At 74.3% G+C, this 21,521-nt stretch carries 19 protein-coding genes and 2 pseudogenes; 10 read left to right on the top strand and 11 right to left on the bottom strand.

From position 1 onward, the window contains the following. Nucleotides 1–10: 10 nt before the first annotated feature. From KKZ08_RS32330 to KKZ08_RS32310, 5 genes are all read right to left on the bottom strand, one after another. On the bottom strand, nt 11–1,489 hold the full coding sequence (locus KKZ08_RS32330; protein ID WP_223779277.1) for an AlkA N-terminal domain-containing protein: 1,479 nt from the start codon (nt 1,487–1,489) through the stop codon (nt 11–13). 78 nt (nt 1,490–1,567) lie between these two features. Continuing rightward, nucleotides 1,568–2,113, bottom strand: coding sequence for an O-acetyl-ADP-ribose deacetylase (locus KKZ08_RS32325; protein ID WP_223779276.1), 546 nt, complete (start codon nt 2,111–2,113; stop codon nt 1,568–1,570). A gap of 26 nt (nt 2,114–2,139) precedes the next feature. Further along, nucleotides 2,140–3,552, bottom strand: a complete 1,413-nt coding sequence (locus tag KKZ08_RS32320) for an NAD(P)/FAD-dependent oxidoreductase (RefSeq protein ID WP_223779275.1) — start codon at nt 3,550–3,552, stop codon at nt 2,140–2,142. Between the two features lie 106 nt (nt 3,553–3,658). Next, complete coding sequence (locus tag KKZ08_RS32315; RefSeq protein ID WP_223777797.1) at nt 3,659–4,486, bottom strand: inositol monophosphatase family protein; 828 nt, start codon at nt 4,484–4,486, stop codon at nt 3,659–3,661. A 111-nt stretch (nt 4,487–4,597) separates the two neighbouring features. Further along, nucleotides 4,598–6,448, bottom strand: a complete 1,851-nt coding sequence (locus KKZ08_RS32310; RefSeq protein WP_223777796.1) for a gamma-glutamyltransferase — start codon at nt 6,446–6,448, stop codon at nt 4,598–4,600. Nucleotides 6,449–6,499: 51 nt separating this feature from the next. Between KKZ08_RS32310 and KKZ08_RS32305 the strand changes: the two genes are divergently transcribed. The 4 genes and pseudogenes from KKZ08_RS32305 to KKZ08_RS32290 all read left to right on the top strand — a co-directional run. Next, complete coding sequence (locus KKZ08_RS32305) at nt 6,500–6,640, top strand: lasso RiPP family leader peptide-containing protein (protein ID WP_223777795.1); 141 nt, start codon at nt 6,500–6,502, stop codon at nt 6,638–6,640. Next, nucleotides 6,594–8,544: pseudogene (locus KKZ08_RS39050) on the top strand (asparagine synthase-related protein). The gene KKZ08_RS32305 and the pseudogene KKZ08_RS39050 overlap by 47 nt, the downstream one beginning before the upstream one ends. Nucleotides 8,545–8,560: 16 nt before the next feature. Further along, the gene (locus tag KKZ08_RS32295) at nt 8,561–8,821 is read left to right on the top strand and encodes a lasso peptide biosynthesis PqqD family chaperone (RefSeq protein WP_223777794.1); all 261 of its coding nucleotides are present in this window, start codon (nt 8,561–8,563) and stop codon (nt 8,819–8,821) included. A gap of 677 nt (nt 8,822–9,498) precedes the next feature. After that, nucleotides 9,499–9,855 (top strand): annotated as a pseudogene (locus KKZ08_RS32290) (hypothetical protein); the annotation flags it as partial. Between the two features lie 181 nt (nt 9,856–10,036). Here KKZ08_RS32290 and KKZ08_RS32285 read toward each other — a convergent pair. Further along, nucleotides 10,037–10,231: a DUF2795 domain-containing protein gene (locus KKZ08_RS32285; protein ID WP_223777793.1), complete on the bottom strand. Its 195-nt coding sequence runs from the start codon at nt 10,229–10,231 to the stop codon at nt 10,037–10,039. 277 nt (nt 10,232–10,508) lie between these two features. Here KKZ08_RS32285 and KKZ08_RS32280 point away from each other — a divergent pair, with 277 nt between their 5' ends. The 3 genes from KKZ08_RS32280 (at nt 10,509) to KKZ08_RS32270 (ending at nt 13,489) form a co-directional block, all read left to right on the top strand. Next, a complete protein-coding gene (locus KKZ08_RS32280) occupies nt 10,509–11,603 on the top strand; it encodes a glutamate--cysteine ligase (RefSeq protein WP_223777792.1) in 1,095 nt (364 codons plus the stop codon). A 123-nt stretch (nt 11,604–11,726) separates the two neighbouring features. Further along, nucleotides 11,727–12,596: a glycosyltransferase gene (locus KKZ08_RS32275; RefSeq protein WP_223777791.1), complete on the top strand. Its 870-nt coding sequence runs from the start codon at nt 11,727–11,729 to the stop codon at nt 12,594–12,596. After that, on the top strand, nt 12,593–13,489 hold the full coding sequence (locus KKZ08_RS32270; RefSeq protein ID WP_223777790.1) for a glycosyltransferase family 2 protein: 897 nt from the start codon (nt 12,593–12,595) through the stop codon (nt 13,487–13,489). The genes KKZ08_RS32275 and KKZ08_RS32270 overlap by 4 nt, the downstream gene beginning before the upstream one ends. A gap of 24 nt (nt 13,490–13,513) precedes the next feature. Here KKZ08_RS32270 and KKZ08_RS32265 read toward each other — a convergent pair whose 3' ends face one another. Then, on the bottom strand, nt 13,514–14,887 hold the full coding sequence (locus tag KKZ08_RS32265; RefSeq protein WP_223779274.1) for a deoxyribodipyrimidine photo-lyase: 1,374 nt from the start codon (nt 14,885–14,887) through the stop codon (nt 13,514–13,516). A gap of 8 nt (nt 14,888–14,895) precedes the next feature. Continuing rightward, nucleotides 14,896–16,497, bottom strand: a complete 1,602-nt coding sequence (locus KKZ08_RS32260; protein ID WP_223777789.1) for an SDR family oxidoreductase — start codon at nt 16,495–16,497, stop codon at nt 14,896–14,898. A gap of 183 nt (nt 16,498–16,680) precedes the next feature. On the opposite strand from KKZ08_RS32260, the gene KKZ08_RS32255 reads away from it, so the two are divergent. Beyond that, nucleotides 16,681–17,745 (top strand): biotin/lipoate A/B protein ligase family protein, encoded by a 1,065-nt coding sequence (locus KKZ08_RS32255; RefSeq protein WP_223777788.1) that lies wholly within the window; start codon nt 16,681–16,683, stop codon nt 17,743–17,745. A 12-nt stretch (nt 17,746–17,757) separates the two neighbouring features. Here KKZ08_RS32255 and KKZ08_RS32250 read toward each other — a convergent pair whose 3' ends face one another. Continuing rightward, nucleotides 17,758–18,426, bottom strand: coding sequence for a DUF4232 domain-containing protein (locus tag KKZ08_RS32250; protein ID WP_223777787.1), 669 nt, complete (start codon nt 18,424–18,426; stop codon nt 17,758–17,760). A 93-nt stretch (nt 18,427–18,519) separates the two neighbouring features. Between KKZ08_RS32250 and KKZ08_RS32245 the strand changes: the two genes are divergently transcribed. Further along, a complete protein-coding gene (locus KKZ08_RS32245; RefSeq protein ID WP_223777786.1) occupies nt 18,520–19,164 on the top strand; it encodes a TetR/AcrR family transcriptional regulator in 645 nt (214 codons plus the stop codon). Further along, the gene (locus KKZ08_RS32240) at nt 19,161–19,742 is read left to right on the top strand and encodes a DUF2867 domain-containing protein (RefSeq protein WP_223777785.1); all 582 of its coding nucleotides are present in this window, start codon (nt 19,161–19,163) and stop codon (nt 19,740–19,742) included. Before KKZ08_RS32245 ends, KKZ08_RS32240 begins: the two co-directional genes overlap by 4 nt. A 39-nt stretch (nt 19,743–19,781) precedes the next feature. On the opposite strand, the gene KKZ08_RS32235 is transcribed toward KKZ08_RS32240, so the two are convergent. Next, complete coding sequence (locus KKZ08_RS32235; RefSeq protein ID WP_223777784.1) at nt 19,782–20,780, bottom strand: TIGR03842 family LLM class F420-dependent oxidoreductase; 999 nt, start codon at nt 20,778–20,780, stop codon at nt 19,782–19,784. A 103-nt stretch (nt 20,781–20,883) separates the two neighbouring features. Beyond that, on the bottom strand, nt 20,884–21,492 hold the full coding sequence (locus tag KKZ08_RS32230; RefSeq protein WP_223777783.1) for a TetR/AcrR family transcriptional regulator: 609 nt from the start codon (nt 21,490–21,492) through the stop codon (nt 20,884–20,886). Nucleotides 21,493–21,521 lie beyond the last annotated feature (29 nt).

Here is a 21,521-nt window from a genome sequence, read left to right as displayed (position 1 = left end):
CCCTTTACGTTCACGCGGGGATGCGGTTGATCGGGTGGTCGTCGGTGGCCCACAAGTACTGCACCGCGTACGCCCGCCAGGGCCGCCAGGCGGCGGCGCGCGCGGTGAGCGCGGCGGGGGTGTGCGGCAGGCCCAGCTCCCGTGCGGTGCGCCGGATGCCGAGGTCGGAGGGGAGGAAGGCGTCGGGGTCGCCGAGCGCGCGCATCGCGATGACCTCGACCGTCCAGGGCCCGAAGCCGGGGAGTTCGGTGAGCCGGGCGCGGGCCTCCTCCCAGCCGCTCTCCACGCCGAGCCGGAGGCTGCCGTCGGCGAGGTGGCGTACGAGCGTGGTCAGCGTGGCGCGGCGGCTGCGGGGCAGGGCGAGCGCCTCCGGGTCGAGCGCGGCCAGGGACTGCGGGCTCGGGAAGAGGTGGGTGAGGCCGCCCTCGGGGTCCTTGACGGGTGTGCCGTGCGCGGTGACGAGGCGCGCGGCGTGGGTGCGGGCGGCGGCCGTGGAGACCTGCTGGCCGAGGACGGCGCGCACGGCGAACTCGGCCTCGTCGACGGTGCGTGGCACCCGCCGCCCCGGTGCCTTGTCGACGAGCGGCGCGAGCACGGGGTCGTCGCGCAACTGGCCGTCGACGGCGGCCGGATCGGCGTCCAGGTCGAGCATGCGGCGGCAGCGGCTGATGGCGATGGTCAGATCGCGCAGGTCGGTGAGGCTCAGCCGGCAGCCGATGTGGTCGGGGTACGGGGTGAGGGCGACGACGCCGTGCCCGTAGGGGAGGCTCAGGGTCCTGCGGTAGGCGCCGCCGCGCCACTCCTCGACGCCCGGGACGGCGGTCGCGATGAGATGCCCGAAGAGGTTGTCGGGGTTGAGCGGGGCACGGAACGGCAGCCGCAGACAGAGCGAGCCGGAGGTCGCCGGTGCCGCGCCCGCGGCCTGCTTCGGCGCGCGGGCGCGCAGCTCTTTGGGGGCGAGGGCGAAGACTTCGCGCACCGTGTCGTTGAAGGTGCGGATCGACGAGAACCCGGCGGCGAAGGCGATCTCCGCCATGGGCAGGGCGGTCGTCTCGATGAGCAGCCGCGCGGTCTGGGCCCGCTGGGCGCGGGCGAGCGCCAGCGGTCCCGCGCCCAGCTCGGCGAGGAGCTGGCGCTCCACCTGGCGGGCGCTGTAGCCGAGGCGGCCCGCGAGGCCCGGGACGCCTTCGCGGTCGACGATGCCGTCACCGATGAGGCGCATGGCGCGGGCGACGAGATCGGCCCGCTGGTTCCACTCGGGCGAACCGGGCGTGCTGTCCGGGCGGCACCGCTTGCAGGCCCGGAAGCCGGCCTGCTGACAGGCGGCGGCGCTCGGGTAGAAGGTCATGTTCTCCGCCTTGGGCGGCACGACCGGGCAGCTGGGACGGCAGTAGATGCGGGTGGTGACAACGGCCGTGAAGAACCAGCCGTCGAAGCGGGCGTCCTTCGACTGAACGGCGCGTACACAGCGCTCGGTGTCGGTGTGCATACGCTCAAGCATCGCGGATCCCTCGGGGCATGACTGGCGAGAATCCGACATCAACCTCGCACTGCCAGGGTCGCCCCGCTAGCCGTCATGGGCGGCCAGTGCCTCGGCGAACGCGTCGTGCGCGGCCTGGTCGAAGAGCACGAACCGCACCTCGTCGAAGAGGGCAGGGTCAGCGGCCTCCCGGACCGCGCCCACGGCGATGCGGGCCGCGTCGTCGAGGGGCCAGCGGTAGACCCCGGTGGAGATCGCGGGGAAGGCGACGGTGCGCGCGCCGACCTCGGCCGCGACCCGCAGCGCCTCGCGGTGGCAGGAGGCGAGCAGCGCGGAGCGGTCCTCGGTGGCGGACCACACGGGTCCCACGGTGTGGATCACGTGCGTGGCGGGGAGCCGGCCCGCGGTGGTGGCGACGGCCTGCCCCGTGGGCAGGCCCTTGCCCCAGTGAGAGGCGCGCAGGCGCCGGCAGTCGGCGAGGATCGCGGGCCCGCCGCGCCGGTGGATCGCGCCGTCGACCCCGCCGCCGCCCAGCAGGGAGGAATTGGCGGCGTTGACGACGGCGTCGGCGTGCTGCGCCGTGATGTCGCCCAGGACCAGGGTGATGGGTACGGTCACGCGCTCGCTCCTCATACTGCTGCTCCGCATACTGCTGCTCCTCATGCGGCCGCCCGCAGCCGCTTCCACACGGCCTTGGCCGCGTTGTGCCCGGACATGCCGTGGACGCCGGGCCCCGGGGGCGTCGCGGACGAGCAGATGAAGACCGCCGGGTGCTTCGTCGCGTACGGGAACAGGGAGAGCTTCGGCCGCAGCAGCAGCTGGAGTCCGCTGGCCGCGCCGCAGGCGATGTCGCCGCCCACGTAGTTGGCGTTGCGCGCGGCGAGTTCGGGCGGGCCCGAGGTGGCGCGGGCGAGGACGCGGTCGCGGAAGCCGGGCGCGAACCGCTCCAGCTGCCGCTCGATCGCGTCGGTCAGGTCGCCCTCCCAGCCGTTCGGCACGTGGCCGTACGCCCAGAAGACGTGCTTGCCCGCCGGGGCCCGGGTCGGGTCGGCGACGCTGGGCTGCACGGTGATCAGGAACGGCGGGTCCGGGGCCCGCCCCTCGCGCGAGGCGGCGTGCAGCGCGGCACCGATCTCGGCTCGGCTGGCGGCGACCTGCACCGTCCCGGCGGACCGCGCCTCCTCGGCGGTCCAGGGGACGGGGCCGTCGAGGGCGTAGTCGACCTTGAAGACACCGGCGCCGTACCGATACCCGGTATAGGCGCTGCCGAGTCCGGCGATCCGGGCGAGCGCGGTCGGGGAGGTGTCGAAGACGTAGGCGCGGGCGGGCGGCAGGTCGTCGAGCCGCTTCACCTCGTAGTCCGTGTGGACGGCGCCGCCGAGGTCGCGCAGGTACGCGGTGAGGGCGTCGGAGATGGACTGGGAGCCGCCCCGCGCGACCGGCCAGCCGCGGGCGTGCGCGGCCAGCGCGAAGACCATGCCGACGCCGCTGGTGATGATGCCGTCGAGCGGCGCGATGACATGGGCGACGAGCCCCGCGAACAGGGTGCGGGCCCGGTCGTCGTGGAAGCGCCGCATCAGCCACGTCGACGGGGGCAGGCCCGCGAGGCCGAAGCGGCCGAGGGTGACGGGGTCGCGCGGCAGCGCACTCATCGGCAGGGACATGAAGTCCCGCAGCAGGACGTCCCACTTCGGGAGGAAGGGCTCCACCAGGCGTCGGTACGTCCCCGCGTCACGCGGCCCGAAGGAGGCGGCGGTCTCGGCGACCGAGCGGGCCAGCACGGCGGCGCTGCCGTCCGGGAAGGGGTGCGCCATGGGCAGCCGGGCGTGCAGCCACTCCAGGCCGTACCGCTCCAGGGGCATGGCGCGGAACGCCGGGGAGTTGACCCCCAGTGGGTGGGCGGCCGAGCAGGGGTCGTGGCGGAAGCCGGGGAGCGTCAGCTCCTCGGTGCGCGCGCCGCCCCCCACGGTGCTCCTGGCCTCGAAGACGGCCACGGAGAAGCCGCGGCGGGCCAGCTCGACGGCGGCGGTCAGGCCGTTCGGCCCCGCTCCCACGACGACGGCATCAAGCATCGACGGCACCTTCGGACTCCTTCGTCAGCCGATGGCCACTGCCGCACAGGATAGGCCGCGGCACTGACACCGCCGTCGCCACGGGGGCCCTTCGCGGGCCGTCGGCTCAGACCTCGCTCGTGAGGAGGTCCACCACGCGCCGGGCCGTGGCCGCGTCGCGCGCCGCGGTGAACGGCAGGGCGTTCCCCCCGGCCGTGCGGAACCGCTCGCCCGTGAGCGTCAGGGCGGCGCCGCCCGCCTCCGCGACGAGCAGCAGGCCCGCCGCGTGGTCCCAGGCCAGCTCCCACGAGAACGCGACCGCGTCCAAGTCGCCCCTGGCGACGGCGAGATACTCCAGGCCAGCCGACCCGCACGGCCTCGGCCGTACGCCGTCCACGCGCAGACCGAGCAGCGCCCGCTTCTGCTCCTCGGTGGTGAAGTCCGGGTGGGAGGTGGCCACTTCGATGTCCCGCCCCGGCTCGGGCGAACCGGCGGCCAGCCGCCGGCCGTCCAACCAGGCGCCCTCGCCCCGCACGGCCACGGCGAACTGGTCGAGCGCGGGTGCGTACGTCCAGGAGGCCTGCACCTCGCCGCCGACCGCGAGGGCGACGAGCATGCAGAACCCGGGGTCGCCGTGCACGAACTGCCGCGTCCCGTCGACGGGGTCGACGATCCACACGGGCGCGTCCCCGCGTATCGCCTCGTACGTCGTGGGGTCGGCGTGCACCGCCTCCTCGCCCACGACGACGGAGCCCGGCAGGAGGGCGGGCAGGTCGACGGTCAGCCGCTCCTCGGCACGGCGGTCGGCGACGGTCACCACGTCGTGCGGGCCGCTCTTCTCCACCACGTCGCCCTCGGCGAGCTGCCGGAAGCGGGGGATCACCTCCGCGGCCGCGGCCTTCCGGAGGGCTTCCTCCACGTCACCTGCGCCGTGCGTCAGAAAATTCTCGATCATCCCTCCATGAGAGCACGCCCCACGGACATCCCGTGCGCGCCGAAATGGCCTCCCGGTGAACGGGGGCGGCCCACGGCGGTGGCAGGGGGGCACCGCTGGGACCCGCGGGACTCACCGCCCCACCGCGTACCCCTGCATCCCCCGCGGATTGGCCGCCCCCGACACCACCCCGCTCGCCGGATCCCGTGCCACGGCACACAGCCGCCCCTCCGACCACGCGCCCCCCACCAGCACGTCATGCCCCCGCCGCCGCAGCTCGGCCACCACCTCGGGGTCCATCCGCGACTCCACGGTCACGCTCCCGGCCCGCATCCCCCGTGGATGGAAGGACCCCGGGAAACCGTCCGTGTGCCAGTTGGGCGCGTCGATCGCGCCCTGGAGGTCGAGGCCGCCCCGGACCGCGGACCGCAGGGCCACCCCCAGGAAGAAGTGCACCTGCCACTGATCCTGCTGGTCACCGCCCGGCGTGCCGAAGGCCATGACGGGAACCCCGTCCTTCAGCGCCATCGACGGCGTCAGCGTGGTCCGCGGCCGCCGCCCCGGCGTGAGCGAGTTCGGCAGCCCCTCCTCCAGCCACGCCATCTGCAGCCGCGTACCCAGCGGAAAGCCGAGTTCCGGCACGACGGGGTTGGACTGGAGCCACCCCCCGCTGGGCGTCGCGGAGAGCATGTTCCCCCAGCGGTCGACGACGTCCAGGTGGCAGGTGTCGCCCCGCGTCCCCCCGTCCCCGGCCACGGTCGGCTCCCCGCCCCCGGCCGCCACCACACCCGCGGCCGCCGCGCCCCCCGAAGCCACCGCGAGCGCGTGCGCGGAGAGCCGCGGCTCGCGCCCACCGGGAGAGCCGGGCCGCAGCTCGTACGAGGCCTCGTCCCCGATCAGCTTGCGCCGCGCCGCGTTGTACTCCTCCGAGAGCAGCTCACGTATCGGCACGCTCCCGGCAGCCCCGGCGTCCCCGTACCAGGCCTCCCGGTCCGCCATGGCCAACTTGCAGCCCTCCACCAGGAGATGGACGTACTCGGCGGACCCGTACTCCGGCAGCTCCGTGACGTCCTGGGGCAGCAGCGCGAGCTGCTGGAGGAAGGCGGGGCCCTGGCTCCAGCCCCCGGCCTTGCACAGGGTCCAGCCGTTCCAGTCGTACGTGACCGGGTCCTCGTAGAACGCGGACCAGCCCCGCAGATCCGCCGCCGAGAGCGTCCCGGCGTGCCGCTCACCGCTCGTGTCCATGGTGGGCCGCCCGGCCTGCCGCACGAGCGCCTCGGCGATGAAGCCGGTACGCCACACCTCACGCGCGGTCTCGATCTGCGCCACGCGCAGCCGCTCCCCCGTCCCGGCTTCTGTCGCCGCCCCGGCTTCCGCCTCGGCCAGCAGCCGCCGCCACGTCGCCGCGAGCGCCGGGTTGCGCAACAGCTCGCCGGTACGCGGTGGTTCGCCCCCGGTGGGCCCGCCGCGGAGATAGATCTCGGCGGAGGACGGCCACTCCTCCTCGAAGAGCCGTCGCACCGTCTCCACGGTCTCGCCGACGCGCTCGACGGGGGCGTGCCCGTCCTCCGCGTACCCGATGGCGTACGCGAGGACGTCCGCGAGGGACTTCGTGCCGTGGTCCCGCAGCAGCAGCAGCCACGCGTCGAAGGCACCGGGCACGGCGGCGGCGAGCGGCCCCGTGCCGGGCACCAATTCCAGCCCCAGGGAACGGTAATGGGCCACGGTGGCGCCCGCGGGCGCGGGTCCCTGGCCGCAGAGCACGCGCACGTCGCCGCCGGCGGGCGCGAGGATGATCGGGACCTCGCCGGCGGGCCCGTTGAGATGCGGCTCGACCACGTGCAGGACGAACCCGGCGGCGACCGCCGCGTCGAAGGCGTTGCCGCCGTCCTCCAGTACGGCCATCGCGGACTGCGAGGCGAGCCAGTGGGTGGAGGACACCATGCCGAAGGTGCCTTGCAGCGTGGGACGCGTCGTGAACATACGGCCTCTCACCTCGTCGTTGGGCTCCGCGCAGGTTATCGGGGTACCGGCATGGAGAACCATGAGGACGTCTACGAGGCGCCGATGCTGACCGAGGCCGGTGACTTCAACGAGATCACCCTCGGATGGCCGTACGGCCACGCCTATGACGGTGGTCTGCCGCCGTACTGGCACTACCCCCACGGCAGCTGAACCCGGCGCCGTGAGCCCGGTGGGCGTGTGCCCGCGTCCACGCACGCCCACCGGGTGCCGGCGGCCCCGCCCGATTCCCGGAGGAATTCCCTTGAGGAGAGGAAGCGCGGTGGAGGACTGGTGGGTGATGCTCCCGGACACGGAGGCCGCGGCCGCGCTGGCCGGGCGGGTGTACCGGGAGGGTCTTCGCCGCGTGCCGCACGCCTCGGGACGGCCCTGGCTGGTGGGCCGCTGGGATGCCCGGCAGGAGGTGTCGGCGCGGGCGGGCGAGGCACGGGGCGTCGTACTGGGCCGCAGTTCCGCGCGGGCGCCGGAGCTGCGGCGGCGGACCGAGCGGGTGCGCGGGCCCTCGGATGCGGAAGGGGCGGTGGCGGGCCTGGCCGGCAGCTTTCACGTGCTGGCGTCGGTGGGCGGACGGGTGTGGGCGCGCGGCACGGCTTCGACTGCCTGCCGCCTCTTCACCACCCGCGTCGACGGCGTACCGGTGGCGGCCGGCCGGGCCGATGTGCTGGCCGGCCTCTCGGGGGCGGGGCCCGACCTGGAGATGCTGGCCCTGCGGCTGATGTCACCGCCGGTGACGTCCACGGTCCTGGCCGACCGGACCGTCTGGCGGGACGTGCGCGCGGTGCCCGCGCAGGAGGCACTGGTGTGGGAGCGCGACGGGCGCCGGGGGGCCGCGGCCCGCTGGTGGCGTCCGCCCGAACCGCACCTGTCACTGGCGGAGGCCGCCGCCGCGGTCCGGAGGGCGCTGGTGGAGGCCGTCGGCACCTGTACGGCCGGCGGCGGCACGGTCAGCGCGGACCTCTCCGGGGGGCTGGATTCGACGAGTCTGTGTTTCCTGGCCGCGCGGGAGGCCGACCACCTGGTCACCGCACTGGGAGGGGCGCGACCCGCGCAACGACGACACCCTGTGGGCCGAGCGGGGTCGCGAGGCACTGCGCTCGGCCACCCATCTGCACCTGACCGGCGAGGAATCGCCCGAGTGGTTCACCGGCGTGGTCGGGCTGCGGCTCGCCAGTGAGGAACCCTGCGCCTGGGTACGGGACTTCGCCGAGCAGGCGGACCTGCTGCGGCGGGTCGCCGCGCACGGTTCCTGGCTGCATCTGGGCGGCGGGGGCGGTGACGAGCTGTTCACCCCGTTTCCCTCCTGCCTCCAGGACCTGGCCGGCGTCCAGCCGTGGCGGGTGTGGGGCGGGTCGCGCCACCAACGCCATCAGTGGCCCGCCGGCCGCCTCTCGGTGGCGCGGGGCGTCCTGCGGCGCACCTCCTACCGGCGGTGGCTGCTGGACGCCGCGGAACTCGGCTGGCAGCCCGAGCCGCGTGCGCCGTGCTGGGCCACCGCCGAGGCGGTGGCCCTGATGAGAGAGGCGTTGCGGAGCGCGGCGGCCGACGATCCCGAACCGCTCGCGCCGCAGCGGTCCGTGCACTGCACGCTGCAGCAGGTCCGTGAGGGCGGCAACACGGTGCGCGTGATGAACCAGACGCCGGCCGGTCCACGCGTCGCGCTGCCGTACACCGACGACGCGGTCGTCACCGCCGCCCTGTCGGTCCGGCCGCTGGAGGCCGTACGGCCCGGCGCGTTCAAACCCCTGCTGGGCGCCGCCCTGACCGGCATCGTGCCCGCGCACATCCTGCGGCGCCCGTCCAAGGGGATGTACGACGCCGACTTCTACCGGGCGTTGCGCCGCCACCGCGGGCAGTTGCTCGGCCTGGCGGAGGGCTCCCTGCTGGTCCGCGCCGGGCTGATCGACGCCGAACGGCTGCGCGGCGCCGTGCACTTCCACGCCGAGGCGGACGCGCTGGACCCGTTGCCGTACACGATGGGCTGCGAGGTGTGGCTGCGTTCCCTGGAGGGCGACCGCCCGGCCTCGGCGCCGTACCCGCCGGTTCTGCCGGCACCGTGAGGGAAGGAGTACGCCGGTGTCCGTATCGCTGCACGCCCACGTGACCGCGGTCGACACCGACGGCGGCGCGATGGTGCTGCTGGACGAGCGCACCGGGAAGTACCGGCAGCTGAACCCCACGGGCGCGTTGGTCCTGCGCCTGCTGTTGCGGGGCGGCACCGCCGAGGACGCCGCGGCGGCCCTGGCGGAACGCCATCCGCAGGCCGGCGGCAGAGTCGGCGAGGACGTCACACGCCTCGTCGAGGCCCTACGCCGAGCCGGACTCGTGCGCAGCTGACCAACCGGCCAATCACCTTGCCGCCACCGGCACGGCTGAGCGATCGGCCACCGCCTTGCCCCCCGCCCGGCACGGTCGACCGACCCGCCACGGCCTCGCCCCCCCCACCGCCACGCCTGACCGAGCCGCCACCGCCTGCCCAACCCTGGCGCGGCTGACCACCCGGCCACCGCCGCACCCGCCCCGGGTGCAAGCGCCAACCGCCCGGCCCCGGCCGGCACCCGCCCCGCCGGGCCTCCATCCACCGGGCGCCCACCCACCCGGGCAACACCCGCGCGGAGCCGCCGTGATGACCTCGCCCCAGGCCCGGCACCCATCCACCCGGCACACCCCCGCGCGGAGCCGCCGCCATGACCTCGGCCCAAGCCCGGCACCCGCCCTGCCCGGCATCCACCCCACCCGGCACACAACCACCAGACACACCCCACGCGGAGCCGCCGCCATGACCTCCACCCGGGCCCGGCATCCACCCACCCGACACCGGCACACCCGCCACCGCCCCGCCCGGCATCCACCCACCGGGCACCCACCCACCCGGCACCCCCTTCGCGGAGCCGCCGCCATGACCTCGCCCCTGGCCCAGCACCCGCCCCCGGCGCATCCGCCAACCGCCCTGCCCGGCATCCACCCCACCCGGCACCCATCCACCCGCAACACCCCCACACGGGGCCACCGCCATGGCCTCCACCCGGGCCCAGCACCCACCCCACCCGGCACCCGCCCCTCCAGGCACACACCACCCGCCACACACCCCCACGGAGCCACCCTCATGCCCCCCACCCACCCCACCGGACCACACCCGGCCACCGTCCCCCTCCCCCACCGCCTCCTCGCCCTGCTGGCCGCCGCCCTCGCGGGCCCGCTCACCCGTGCCCGACCGCACCGGGTGCGGGCGGCCCTGCACCTCCTGCGCCGGGGGCCGCCCCGCCACCCGGCAGCAGGTCGCCGCGGCCCGGCAGGCCGTGGTCGCCGTCAGCCCGCGCTGTGCCGCCGGCCGCGGCTGCCTGCGGCGCTCCCTGGCGACCACCCTGCTGTGCCGGGCGTGGGGCGTCTGGCCCACCTGGTGCACCGGCGTGCGCGACGACCCCTTCCGCTGCTCTGGGCCGCCCACCGGTTCGGCCGCGCGCGGGGCAGCGTGTGACAGGGCGGTGATCCCAGAGGGGTGCACGGTGCCGCGTCAGGGGCGGCCGGAGAATCGCACCGGCCTGACATCGCCTACTGGTTGCCGAAGACTGCCTTCTGGACGTCGTCGGGGCCGTCGAAGCGGTCCGTCGGGGCATCCGACAGTTTGTCGACGAGAGAGCCGTCCGCGCTGTTGCCCCTGGCCAGCTCGACGAGATCGTCGCGGCTCGCGGGGTACTGGGCGCCCTTGAGGGCCTTCTGCAGGTCGATCGGGCTGATGTCAGCCATGGCGGTCTCCTTGCCGTCGTGAGTGTGCGCTTCGCCCGCGGGCCCGTGGTGCCCGGCCCGTCGACAGACGCATCGTGCGCACAACGCGCGAGGGCCCGCATGTCGGTGACGCGGCGGCACACCTTCGGAGCCCCCTCCGGAGCCCCCCGGAGCCGTGGCCTCCGGGCCGGCGCGGACGACCGGCCGTCACCCGAACGGCGAGGAGGGACCTGACCGTTCAGAACCATTCACCACGATGCCCGATTTACCCCTTCTTTCCGGGGGTATCCGATACGACATGATCACTATTGGGGTCGAGGAAGAGTACTTGCTGCTCGATCCGGACACCTGCCTGCCGGTACCGCTCGGGGACGCGGTGCGGGCGGCGGCCGGACTGGGGCCCATCACCGAGGACGGCGAGGTCCAGTCGGAGCTGTTGCAGGCGCAGGTGGAGGTCGCCACGCCGATCTGCACCGACCTGGAGGAGGTCGGCGGCCACCTGCTGCGCCTGCGGCACGCGCTCGGCGCGGCGGCGGAGCGCAACGGCTGCCGGATCGCCGCCTGCGCGACGGCTCCTTACCGGACGGCGGCTCCCGTGCCGGTGACCCAGAAGGCGCGCTACCTGGCTCTGCACTCCCAGGCCCCGCAGCTCGTGGACGAGCAGCTCGTCAACGGCATGCATGTGCACGCGGCCGTGCCGGACCAGGAGACCGGCGTCGCCATCTTGAACCGCATCCGCATCTGGCTGCCGGCGCTGGTGGCCATGTCCGCGAACTCTTCCCTGTGGGACGGCCACGACACCGGCTTCGCGAGCTGGCGCACCGTGATCTTCGGCCGCTGGCCGGTCAGCGGCCCGCCGCCCCGCTTCGCCTCGCTCGCCGACCACGAGAGCCGGGTCCGCTCCCTGCTGGGCAGCGGCATCATCAGGGACACCGGCCAGCTGTACTGGCAGGCCCGTCTCTCCGACCGGTACTCCACGGTCGAGGTGCGCTGCGCGGACGTGCAGCTGCGCGCCGACTCGGCCGTCATGTTCGCCGGGATCGTCCGGGCGCTGGTCGCCACCGCCAAACGCGACGAGAAGGCGGGCGCGCCGGTCCCGGAGTGCACGCCGGAGCTGCTGCAGGCGGCGAACTGGCACGCCGCCCGGCACGGCCTGAGCGGCACCCTCATCGATCCGGCCGGGCAGCCGCGACGGGCCGGCGACGTGCTGTGCATGCTGCTCGACCACCTCACGCCGGCCCTGGACGAGGCGGGGGACACCCGCGAGGTGACGTCGCTGATGCACCGGCTGCTCCAGGAGGGCACCTCGGCGGACCGACAGCGCCGCGCACTGACCGAAGGCGGCCTGCCCGCCCTCGTGGACCTGATCACCGGTGAGACGGTCGCGCCCTGATGCCGCCCCAAGGGTTTGAGGCAGCGCGTCGCGCGGGACCAGCGGGGCCAAAGTGATTTCGTACGTCGTCCGAGCTGGAGCAGCGACCGCCATGCGCATCCCCAGAACCCTCCCCCACACCTCATGAACCAGACACCCGACACCGGCGTCGTGATCGCCACCCGCAACCGCGCGGAGAGCCTCGTCCGCACCCTGCGGCACCTGCTCGACCTGCCCGAACGCCCCGAGATCCTGGTCGTCGACAACGCCTCGACCGACGACACACGCGCCCGGCTCGCCCGCGACTTCCCCCAGGTCGAAGTGGTGGCCCTGCCGCACAACCGAGGCGCCCTGGCCCGCACCGACGGCGTGCGCGCCCTGCGCACCCCGTACGTGGCCTTCAGCGACGACGACTCCTGGTGGGCGCCCGGCGCCCTGGAACACGCGGCCAAGCTGATGGACGCCCACCCCCGCCTCGGCCTGATCTGCGCCCGTACCCTGGTCGGCCCCGCCGAGAACCCCGACCCGCTCAACGACGTCCTCGCCACCTCCCCGCTCGGCCCGGCGAACGACCTGCCGGGCACCCAGATCCTCGGCTTCCTCGCCTGCGCCTCCGTCGTACGCCGCAGCGCCTACCTGGAGGCGGGCGGCTTCCACCCCCTGCTCTTCTTCGGCGGCGAGGAGACCCTCCTCGCCTACGACCTCGCCGCACACGGCTGGGGCGTCACCCACTGCCCGGACGTCGTCGCCCACCACCACCCGGACCCGGCCCCGCGCGGCGGCCGCCCGGCCCGACTGCGCCGCAACGAACTCCTCACCCTGTGGCTGCGCCGCCCCCTGCCCCACGCCCTGGCCCGCACCCGCCGACTGGCCGCAGACGCCTGCCGCGACCCGGCCGCCCGCCAGGCCCTGCGCCAGACCCTCGCGCGGCTGCCGGCCGCCCTGCGCGCCCGCCGACCCCTGCCCCCGCACCTCGAACGAGCCGCCCGCACGCTGGACGGAGCACAGCCATGACCGACCTCCGCACCACCGTCGTCGTCATCACCCACAACCGCCGCCCCGAGCTGCTGCGCACTCTCGACCGGCTGGCCGAGCTGCCCGAAGAGCCCGAGGTGATCGTCGTCGACAACGCCTCCACCGACGGCACGGCGGACGCCGTCGCCCGCCGCCACCCGTCGGTGCGGCTGCTGCGCCCCGGCCGCAACCTCGGCGCCGTCGGCCGCAACCTCGCGGTCCGCGAGGTACGTACGCCCTACGTGGCCTTCTGCGACGACGACTCCTGGTGGGCGCCCGGCTCGCTGGCCGGCGCCGCCGACCTCCTCGACCGCCACCCCGCGCTCGCCACCGTCACGGCCCGCATCCTGGTCGAGCCGGGAGGCGCCGAGGACCCGATCACCGAAGAGCTGCGCGACTCCCCCGTGCCGGGCCCCGACTGGCTGCCCGGCCCCGCCCTCGGCTCCTTCCTGGCCGCGGCGACCGTGCTGCGCGCCGACGCCTTCCGGGCCGCGGGCGGCTTCAACCCCCGGCTGTGGCTCGGCGGCGAGGAGGAGTTGCTCGCCGCGGACCTGGCGGCGGCCGGCTGGTGGCTGGTGTACGCCGATCACCTGACGGTTCATCACCATCCCTCCCGCGTACGGGATACGGTGCTTCGCCGGGGCCACGGCATCCGCAACACCCTGTGGTTCACCTGGCTGCGGCGCCCGGTACGGCCCGCCCTGCGCCGGACCGTGCACCTGGTCCGCACGGTCCCGCGTGACCTCGTGTCCGTGCGCGCCTTCGCCGAGGCCGCGGCCGCCCTGCCGTGGGTGGTACGCGAGCGCCGTGTGCTGCCCCGGGCGGCGGAGGCGCGGCTGCGGACCCTGGAGGAGGCGCAGCGGCATTCGTCCGCCCGCCGTTACGTGGGCTGAGGCGTTCCCGGCAGCCGCCGAGGGTCAGTCCAGCCCCCGCGCCCGCCGGAACCGCGCGAGCCCTTCGGCCAGTTCGAGCAGCGGGCCGGGATAGTCGTGGCGCGCCCTCTCCTCGGCCGGCAGCTTCCACGGCTCGTGGACCGCGGGGCCGCGCACCTCGCGCAGCTCCGGCACCCAGCGGCGTACGTAGGCGCCGTCGGGGTCGTAGCGCCTTCCCTGGAGCACCGGGTTGAGCACGCGGTTGGGGCGGCTGTCCGTGCCGGTCCCGGCCATCCACTGCCAGTTGAGCTGGTTGTTGGCGAGGTCCCCGTCGACCAGCAGTCGCTGGAAGTGGCGGGCGCCGACCCGCCAGTCGACGTACAGCGTCTTCGTCAGGAAGCTCGCGGTCAGCAGCCTGCCGCGGTTGTGCATCCAGCCCTCGTGCAGGAGTTGGCGCATGGCCGCGTCGACGATGGGGTAGCCCGTACGCCCTTCCTGCCATGCCCGGATGTCCCGCGCCGCCGAGCTCGGCGAGCGCCAGTGGTCGCCGCGCGTGCGGTAGTCGGCTGTCGCCGCCCGTGGTCTGGCCGCGAGCACCTGGTGGTGGAAGTCGCGCCAGCACAGCTGCCGTACGAAGTCCTCGGCGCCGGGGGTCGACCGGGCGCGGGCGCGGTGGACGAGTTCGACCGGGGACAGGGTGCCGAAGTGCAGATGGGGCGAGAGCTTAGAGGTGGCGTCGTCCGCGAGGGCGTCGTGGCGTGCTCCGTACCGGTCGATGCCGTCCCGCAGCCACGCGTTCCACCGCGCCCGGCCCTCGCTCTCACCGCCGCGCGGGAGCCCGGGCGAGAGGCCGGTGAGGTCCTCGCGCGCGGGGAGGGGATGCGAGGTGACGTGGTCGGGGACGCGCACGGTGCGCGGGGCGCCGAGGACGGTCCGCGGGCCCTGCCCGGACCAGCGGCGGAAGTAGGGGGTGAAGACGGCGAAGTGGTCGGAGTTCGCGGGGGTCACCGCGCCGGGCGGGAGCACGGTGATCACGGCGTCGTGGACGTGCAGGCGGCGGCCGTCCGCCGCCAGGGCGTCGCGCAGCCGCCGCTCGCGCTCGTGCGCGTACCGGCTGACGCCGGCCGCCATGTGGAGGTCGACTGCGCCCGTCTCCGCCATGACGGCGCGTACCTGTTCGACGAGGTGGCCGCCGCGCACCACCAGGCGCCCGCCGCGGTCGCGCAGCCGCCGGTCGAGGCCGGTCAGGCAGTCGGCGAGGAACGCTCTGCGGTTGGGCCCGGCGAAACCGATGTCCTCGATGGCCCGGTCGAGGACGAAGAGCGGCACCACGGCCTCCGCCCCGGCGAGTGCGGCGCGCAGCGGCGGATGGTCGTGCACCCGCAGGTCGGAGGTGAACAGGACGACCGAGCTGTTCATCGGGGTGGTCACCGCGCCACCCCTGTGGTTCCCGGGCCCGGTCCCGGCATGCAGCCGGTGCCGGGGCCGGGGCTGTGTCGGGGCACGGACGGCTCCTCCCCGGCCGCCTCTCTGGACGCGGCCCGGGCGATGTTGCGGGCCATGCCGCCGAAGACGACGGCGTGGAACGGCGAGACGCTCCACCAGTACGCGTGGCCGAGCAGCCCGTGCGGGTGGAAGAGCGCGCGCTGCCGGTAGCGGGTGCGGCCCTCGGGGTCACGCTCGGCCCGCATCTCCAGCCAGGCGAGGCCGGGCAGCCGCATCTCCGCCCGCAGCCGCAGCAGCCGCCCCGGTTCGATCTCCTCGACCCGCCAGAAGTCGAGCGAGTCCCCGACCCGCAGCCGTGCCGCGTCCCGGCGGCCCCGGCGCAGCCCCACGCCGCCGAGCGCCCGGTCGAGCCAGCCCCGCACGGCCCAGGCCAGCGGGAAGGAGTACCAGCCGTTCTCCCCGCCGACGCCCTCGATGATCCGCCACAGGGCCTCGGGCGAGGCGTCGACGACGATCTGGCGGTGGTCGGTGTAGAGGCTGCCGCCCGCCCAGCCGGGGTCGGTCGGCAGGGGGTCGCTCGGCGCGCCGGGCAGCGCCGCCGACGACCAGCGGGTGGCGACCTGTGCCTCCTTGACCCGCTGGAGGGCGAGCGCGAGCGCCTCGTCGAAGGGGATGGGGGTGCCGGGCGGGTCGGGCACGTACCGCGCGATGTCGTGCTCGTCGCAGACCACTTCGTGCCGCAGGGACTCCGCGAGGGGCCGGGCGAGGCCGCGGGGCACCGGGGTGACGAGGCCGATCCAGAGGCTGGAGAGGCCGGGGCTGAGCATGGGCACGCGCACGATGAGGCGGCGCGGCAGGGCGGCGACCACCGCGTACCGCCGCATCATCTGCTCGTACGTGACGACGTCGGGGCCGCCGATGTCGAAGGCGCGGTTGACGTCGGGCGGCATGCCCGCGCTGCCGACGAGGTAGCGCAGGACGTCGCGGACGGCGATGGGCTGGATGCGGGTGCCGACCCAGCTCGGCGTGACCATGACCGGCAGCCGTTCGGTGAGGTGGCGGAGCATCTCGAAGGAGGCGGAACCGGAGCCGATGACGACGGCCGCGCGCAGCACGGTGGCGGGTACCGCCGCGCGCAGGAAGATCTCCCCGACCTCCGCCCTGGAGCGCAGGTGCGGTGAGAGTTCGCGGGGCGGCACGCCCGACGGAGTGAGGCCGCCGAGGTACACCACGCGGCGCACCCCGGCGGCGCGGGCCTGTTCCGCGAAGGTCTCGGCCGCCTTCCTGTCGGTCTCCTCGAAGCCGTTGCCGGTGCCGAGTGCGTGCACCAGGTAGTAGGCGACGTCGACGCCGCGCAGCGCTCCGGCCAGCGAGGCGGCGTCGGTGACGTCACCTCGGACCACCTCGGTGCGGGGCGCCCAGGGGTGGTCGCGGAGCTTTTGCGGGGTGCGGGCCAGGCAGCGTACGCGGTATCCGGCGGCGAGGAGTTCGGGGACGAGCCGGCCGCCGATGTAGCCCGTCGCTCCCGTCACCAGGACGCGCGGCCCCCGCTCGCCGCCGCCCGGTGCCGCGTGCCCGCTCATCGCTTCCTCCATGCGCTCGCCCTCACGTCTTCCCTTCCTGTCCCTCGCCGTCCCTGCCGTCCCTCCCGCCCCCCTCTGCCCCATCTTCCGTCCGGCCGGACATTCCGGCACTCGGCTAGCGTTGGGGACGATTCGGAACAACGAACCGGGGGGCGACGCGTCCCTCGGGCTGGAGGCAGCACGGTGCACGGTGAGTACAAGGTCCCCGGCGGCAAGCTCGTCGTGGTGGATCTGGACGTCGAGGACGGCGAGCTGCGGCATACCCGCGTGGCCGGCGACTTCTTCCTCGAACCGGACGAGGCCCTCGACGCGATCAACGGCGCCCTGGACGGCGCCCCCGCCGACACTGACGCCGCGGGCCTCGCGGCCCGTATCGAGGCGGCGCTGCCCGAGGGCACGGTCATGTACGGCCTGACGGCGGAGGGCGTGGGGATCGCCGTACGCCGCGCCCTCGCGCATGCCACGGACTGGACCGACTACGACTGGCAGCTCGTCCACGAGGGGCCGCAGCCGCCCGCGCTGCACATGGCCCTGGACGAGGTGCTGACGCAGGAGGTCGCGGCGGGCCGCCGGCCGCCGACGCTGCGGGTGTGGGAGTGGGGCGCCCCTTCGGTGATCATCGGCAGCTTCCAGTCGCTGGCCAACGAGGTGGACCAGGAGGGCGCGGCCCGGCACGGGATCGACGTCGTGCGCCGCGTCTCCGGTGGCGGCGCGATGTTCGTGGAGCCGGGCAACACCATCACGTACTCCCTCTCGGTGCCCGACGCGCTCGTGCAGGGGCTCTCCTTCCAGGACAGCTACGCCTACCTCGACGACTGGGTGCTCGGCGCGCTCGCCGACATGGGCATCAAGGCGTGGTACCAGCCACTCAACGACATCGCGACGGAGGCGGGGAAGATCGCGGGTGCCGCGCAGAAGCGCCTGGTGGGGCCCGGTGGCGGCGCGGGCGCGGTGCTGCACCACGTGACGATGTCCTACGACATCGACGCCGACAAGATGCTCGAAGTGCTCCGCATCGGCAAGGAGAAGCTCTCCGACAAGGGCACCAAGAGCGCCAAGAAGCGGGTGGATCCGCTGCGCCGCCAGACCGGCCTGCCGCGCGAGACCGTCATCGACCGCATGATCGACTCCTTCCGCGCCCGCTACGGCCTCGCCCAGGGCAAGGTCACCGACGAGGAACTGGCCCGCGCCCAGGAGCTCGTACGCACCAAGTTCGGCACCGCAGAGTGGACGGCCCGCGTGCCCTGAGCCGTACGGAGTTCAGCGCCCGTCGTCCTCGGGGCTCCGCTGCCAGGCGGTCGTGCCGAGCATGCCGGTCTCGCCGATGTCGAGGCCGCCGTCCGGCTCGATGGTCTCGCGCGGCGCGCCCTTGGCGGTGCCGATCTCGACGTACACGCCGCTGCCCCGCTTGGTGGAGGCGTCCACGGCCGAGTACCGCCAGACCAGTGAGGTGTAGGCGGACTGCCCCGGCTTGAGCCTGATGCGGCTCGGCTCCGGGTTCTCCATGCTGGTGATCGGTTCCGTGCCCTTGAGCACCGTCACGTCGAAGAGCTGCCGGTCCAGGCCGCGGACGCGGATGTCGGGGTAGCCGTTGAGCTCGCGGACGCCCTTGCCGCAGTTGATCGCCCTGACCGACATCGCGCGCAGCCCCATCGTGGCGGTCACCATGCCCGGGGACATGGTCACGCCCGACTTCGGGCAGGGCGGTGCGGTCGGGGTCGAGGGGCCGACGGTCGGCTCGGGGCCGAGCGAGAGGTCGGAGGGCGTGGCCGTACCGCTCGGCGCGGGCCGCGTCGCCCCGGGCGTCGGTTCGCGCTCGGGGTTCACCTCGCGGTCGATCTCCGCGCCGAGCCCGCATCCGGACACGAGGAGGGCGGTCGCCGAGAGGGCGACGGCGTACCTGAGGGGCTGTCTCGGTATGGCGGTCACGCAGGGATCATGCCACGGCCTCACAACGTCCCTTCCTGGACGTTCACTTCAGTCCGCGAGCGGGGCGGCGCTCTCCCGCAGTAACATACATACATGCATGTAGGTGTCGAGCGAGTCAGCCAGGCGGAGCGGCGCGCCCGCACCCGCGGTGCGCTCCTGGAATCGGCCGCGCGGGGCCTGTCCCGCTACGGCTACGGAAACCTCGTACTCGAACAGGTGGCGCGCGAGGCGGGATACACGCGCGGCGCGCTCTACCACCAGTTCAAGGACAAGCAGGATCTGACCCTCGCCGTGATCCAGTGGATCGGCGAGACCTGGACGCGGGAGATCGAGCCGCTCATCGAGCGGGAACGGCAGCCCGTCGCGGCCCTGCTCGCCCTGGCGCGCGGCCACGCCGTGTACTGCCGGCGCAACGGCGCGCGGGTGGCGACCGCGCTCCGGCTGGAGTTCAGCGGCCAGGACCATCCCGTGGGGCACGAGATCGAACGGTCCTACGAACTCCTCGTCACGCGCTGCGAGAACCTCATCGGCGTCGCGCGGGAGGCGGGCGCGATCCCGCAGGGCCCGCCGACGCGGACCCTCGCCCTGGCCTTCGTCGGCGCGCTCGACGGCACGGTGATCGCTCTGGCCGGTCAGGAACCCCACGACGCGCTGCTCGCGGTCCGCGCCGTCGCGGGCGTCCTCGGACTCGACCCCCGTTCGTACCCCTTCACCGACCAGACGGAGGCAGACGCATGAAGCTCCCCAACGCCGCCCACACGTCACGGCCCTGGCGCGTTCACGAGATCACCTCCGACTTCCGCCTCTACGACGTGTGGGCGCTGCCGACGCCCGGCGGGCCCGACGACTTCCCGCTGCTGGTACGGGACACCGTCGGGGGTGACACATCGGACAGCCCCTCCCGGGTGTCCCGCGCCCTCTTCGCGATCCGCTGGAAGCTCGGGAAGCTGCTCGGCTGGGACGACCCGGCCGCCGGCGTCGGCTCGCGCGTGCCGACGCTGCGCGACCGGCTCCCGGCGGACCTGCGCGAGGGCCCGGCCGGGCCGGAGTTCACAAAGCTGCCGTTCAGGTCGGTCTTCCTGACGGACGACGAATGGGCGTCGGAAATGGGCAACCGCACCGTGCACGGGGTCATGCACCTGAGCTGGGTCGAGGACGGCGCCGGCGGTCACCGGGGCCAGATGGCCGTCCTGGTGAGGCCGAACGGGCTCTTCGGGAAGGCCTACATGGCAGCCATCGCCCCGTTCCGGCACCTGTTCGTGTACCCGGCGCTGATGCGGGAGATCGGCGAGACGTGGCGGACGCACGGCCGGTAGCCCGCCCGGTCCACGGCCGGAGCTGCCCCGGGCCCGCCGTCAGGAGAACTCAGGGATGACCGACGCGCCGTACGCGTCGATGACGTCCTCCCGAGTGTCGTGCATCGCGTACACGGCGAACTGGTCGACGCCCAGCTCCCGTAGCTCCCGCAGTCGTTCGAGGTGGGCTTCGACGGGGCCGAGGAGGCAGAAGCGGTCGACGATCTCGTCCGGCACGAACGCCGCGTCAGGATTCCCGGACCGCCCGTGGTGGCTGTAGTCGTAGCCCTGCCGGGTCTTGATGTACGAGGTGAGGGCCTGCGGCACCGCCGACGAGTCCTCGCCGTACCGGGCGACGAGATCGGCGACGTGGTTGCCGACCATGCCGCCGAACCAGCGGCACTGCTCGCGTGCGTGCGCGAGGTCGTCGCCGACGTACGCGGGCGCGGCGACGCAGATCTTCACGTCGGACGCACTGCGCCCCGCGGCGGTCGCCGCGTCCCGCACGGCCTTCACCATGTACTCGGTCAGGTAGGGGTCGGCGAGTTGCAGGATGAACCCGTCCGCCTTCCGCCCGGCGAGCGCGAGCGCCTTCGGGCCGTACGCCGCCATCCACACCGGCAGCTTCCCGTCCCGCACCCACGGCAGCCGCAGCCGCTGCCCGTCGACGTCCGCCTCGCGCCCCTCGGCGAGGTCACGGATGACGTCGATCGCCTCGCCGAGCCGGGCCAGCGTGTTCGGCTTGCGGCCCGCGACGCGCATCGCGGAGTCGCCGCGGCCGATGCCGCAGACCGTGCGGTTGCCGTACATGTCGTTGAGTGTGGCGAAGGTGGAGGCGGTGACCTCCCAGGTCCTGGTGCCCGGGTTGGTGACCATGGGGCCCACCGTCAGCCGCGTGGTGTGTTCGAGGATGCGGCTGTAGACGACGAACGGCTCCTGCCACAGGACGGCGGAGTCGAAGGTCCAGCCGTAGCGGAAGCCGCTCCGCTCCGCCCGCCGCATGAGTCCGACGACCGCCGAGGCGGGCGGGTCGGTCTGGAGCACAAGTCCGAAATCCACAGCGGGACCTCCTGGTCCACGTGCCGGATGAGGCCTCGGAGGTGATCCGAGAAGGGACAATCCTGGACTTCCGCCCGGCCCTTGGCAAGAGCACCTCGCCGCGTCAGCCGCCGTCGGCGCCGCCCCCTCCCGCGGCCAGCGCGGCGAGGTGGTCGTCGACGAGCCGGACCTGGCGGGAGGCGGGGAACGCCGGGGCGTCGAGCAGCGCCTGGACCACCAGGCCGAGCACGAAGGCCTGGGCACCGGCGGCGAGGCGTTCCGGGTCGCCGGGGGCGACTTCGCCGAGCCGCTGGGCCCGCGCGATCAGGTCGCGCAGCCCGTCACGGCCCCGCGCGTACCTGCGGGCGTGGTCGGCGCGGAGTTCGGGGTCGGCGAGCGCGGTGTCCCAGGAGGAGACCCAGATGCGGTTGCTGTCGGTGGCCTCGTCGGTGAGCGGCAGGATGTCCAGGAGCGCGGCCCGCACGGCGGCCAGACCCTGTCCGGCGGCGCGCCTCGGGCGGGCGTCGGTGCGCTGCTCCAGGAGGTCGAGGGCGTACGCGACCAGGTCGCGTTTGGTCCGGAAGTAGTGCGTCAGGAGGCCGGTGCTCGCCCCGAGTTCGGCGGCGACGGCGCGCATGGTCAGCCCGCCGAAGCCGTGCGCGGCCAGCACCCGCCAGACGGCCTCGGAGACGTCCCGGCGGCGGGCTTCGTGATCTCCCTTGGTACGTGGCATGCTGCCACGGTACATAACCATAACGCTTG

Origin of the sequence: Streptomyces sp. 135, assembly GCF_020026305.1 — a bacterium.
Lineage (GTDB): Bacteria > Actinomycetota > Actinomycetes > Streptomycetales > Streptomycetaceae > Streptomyces.
Note: the sequence above shows the minus strand (reverse complement) of the source record. Positions and strands in the feature narration are given on the sequence as shown.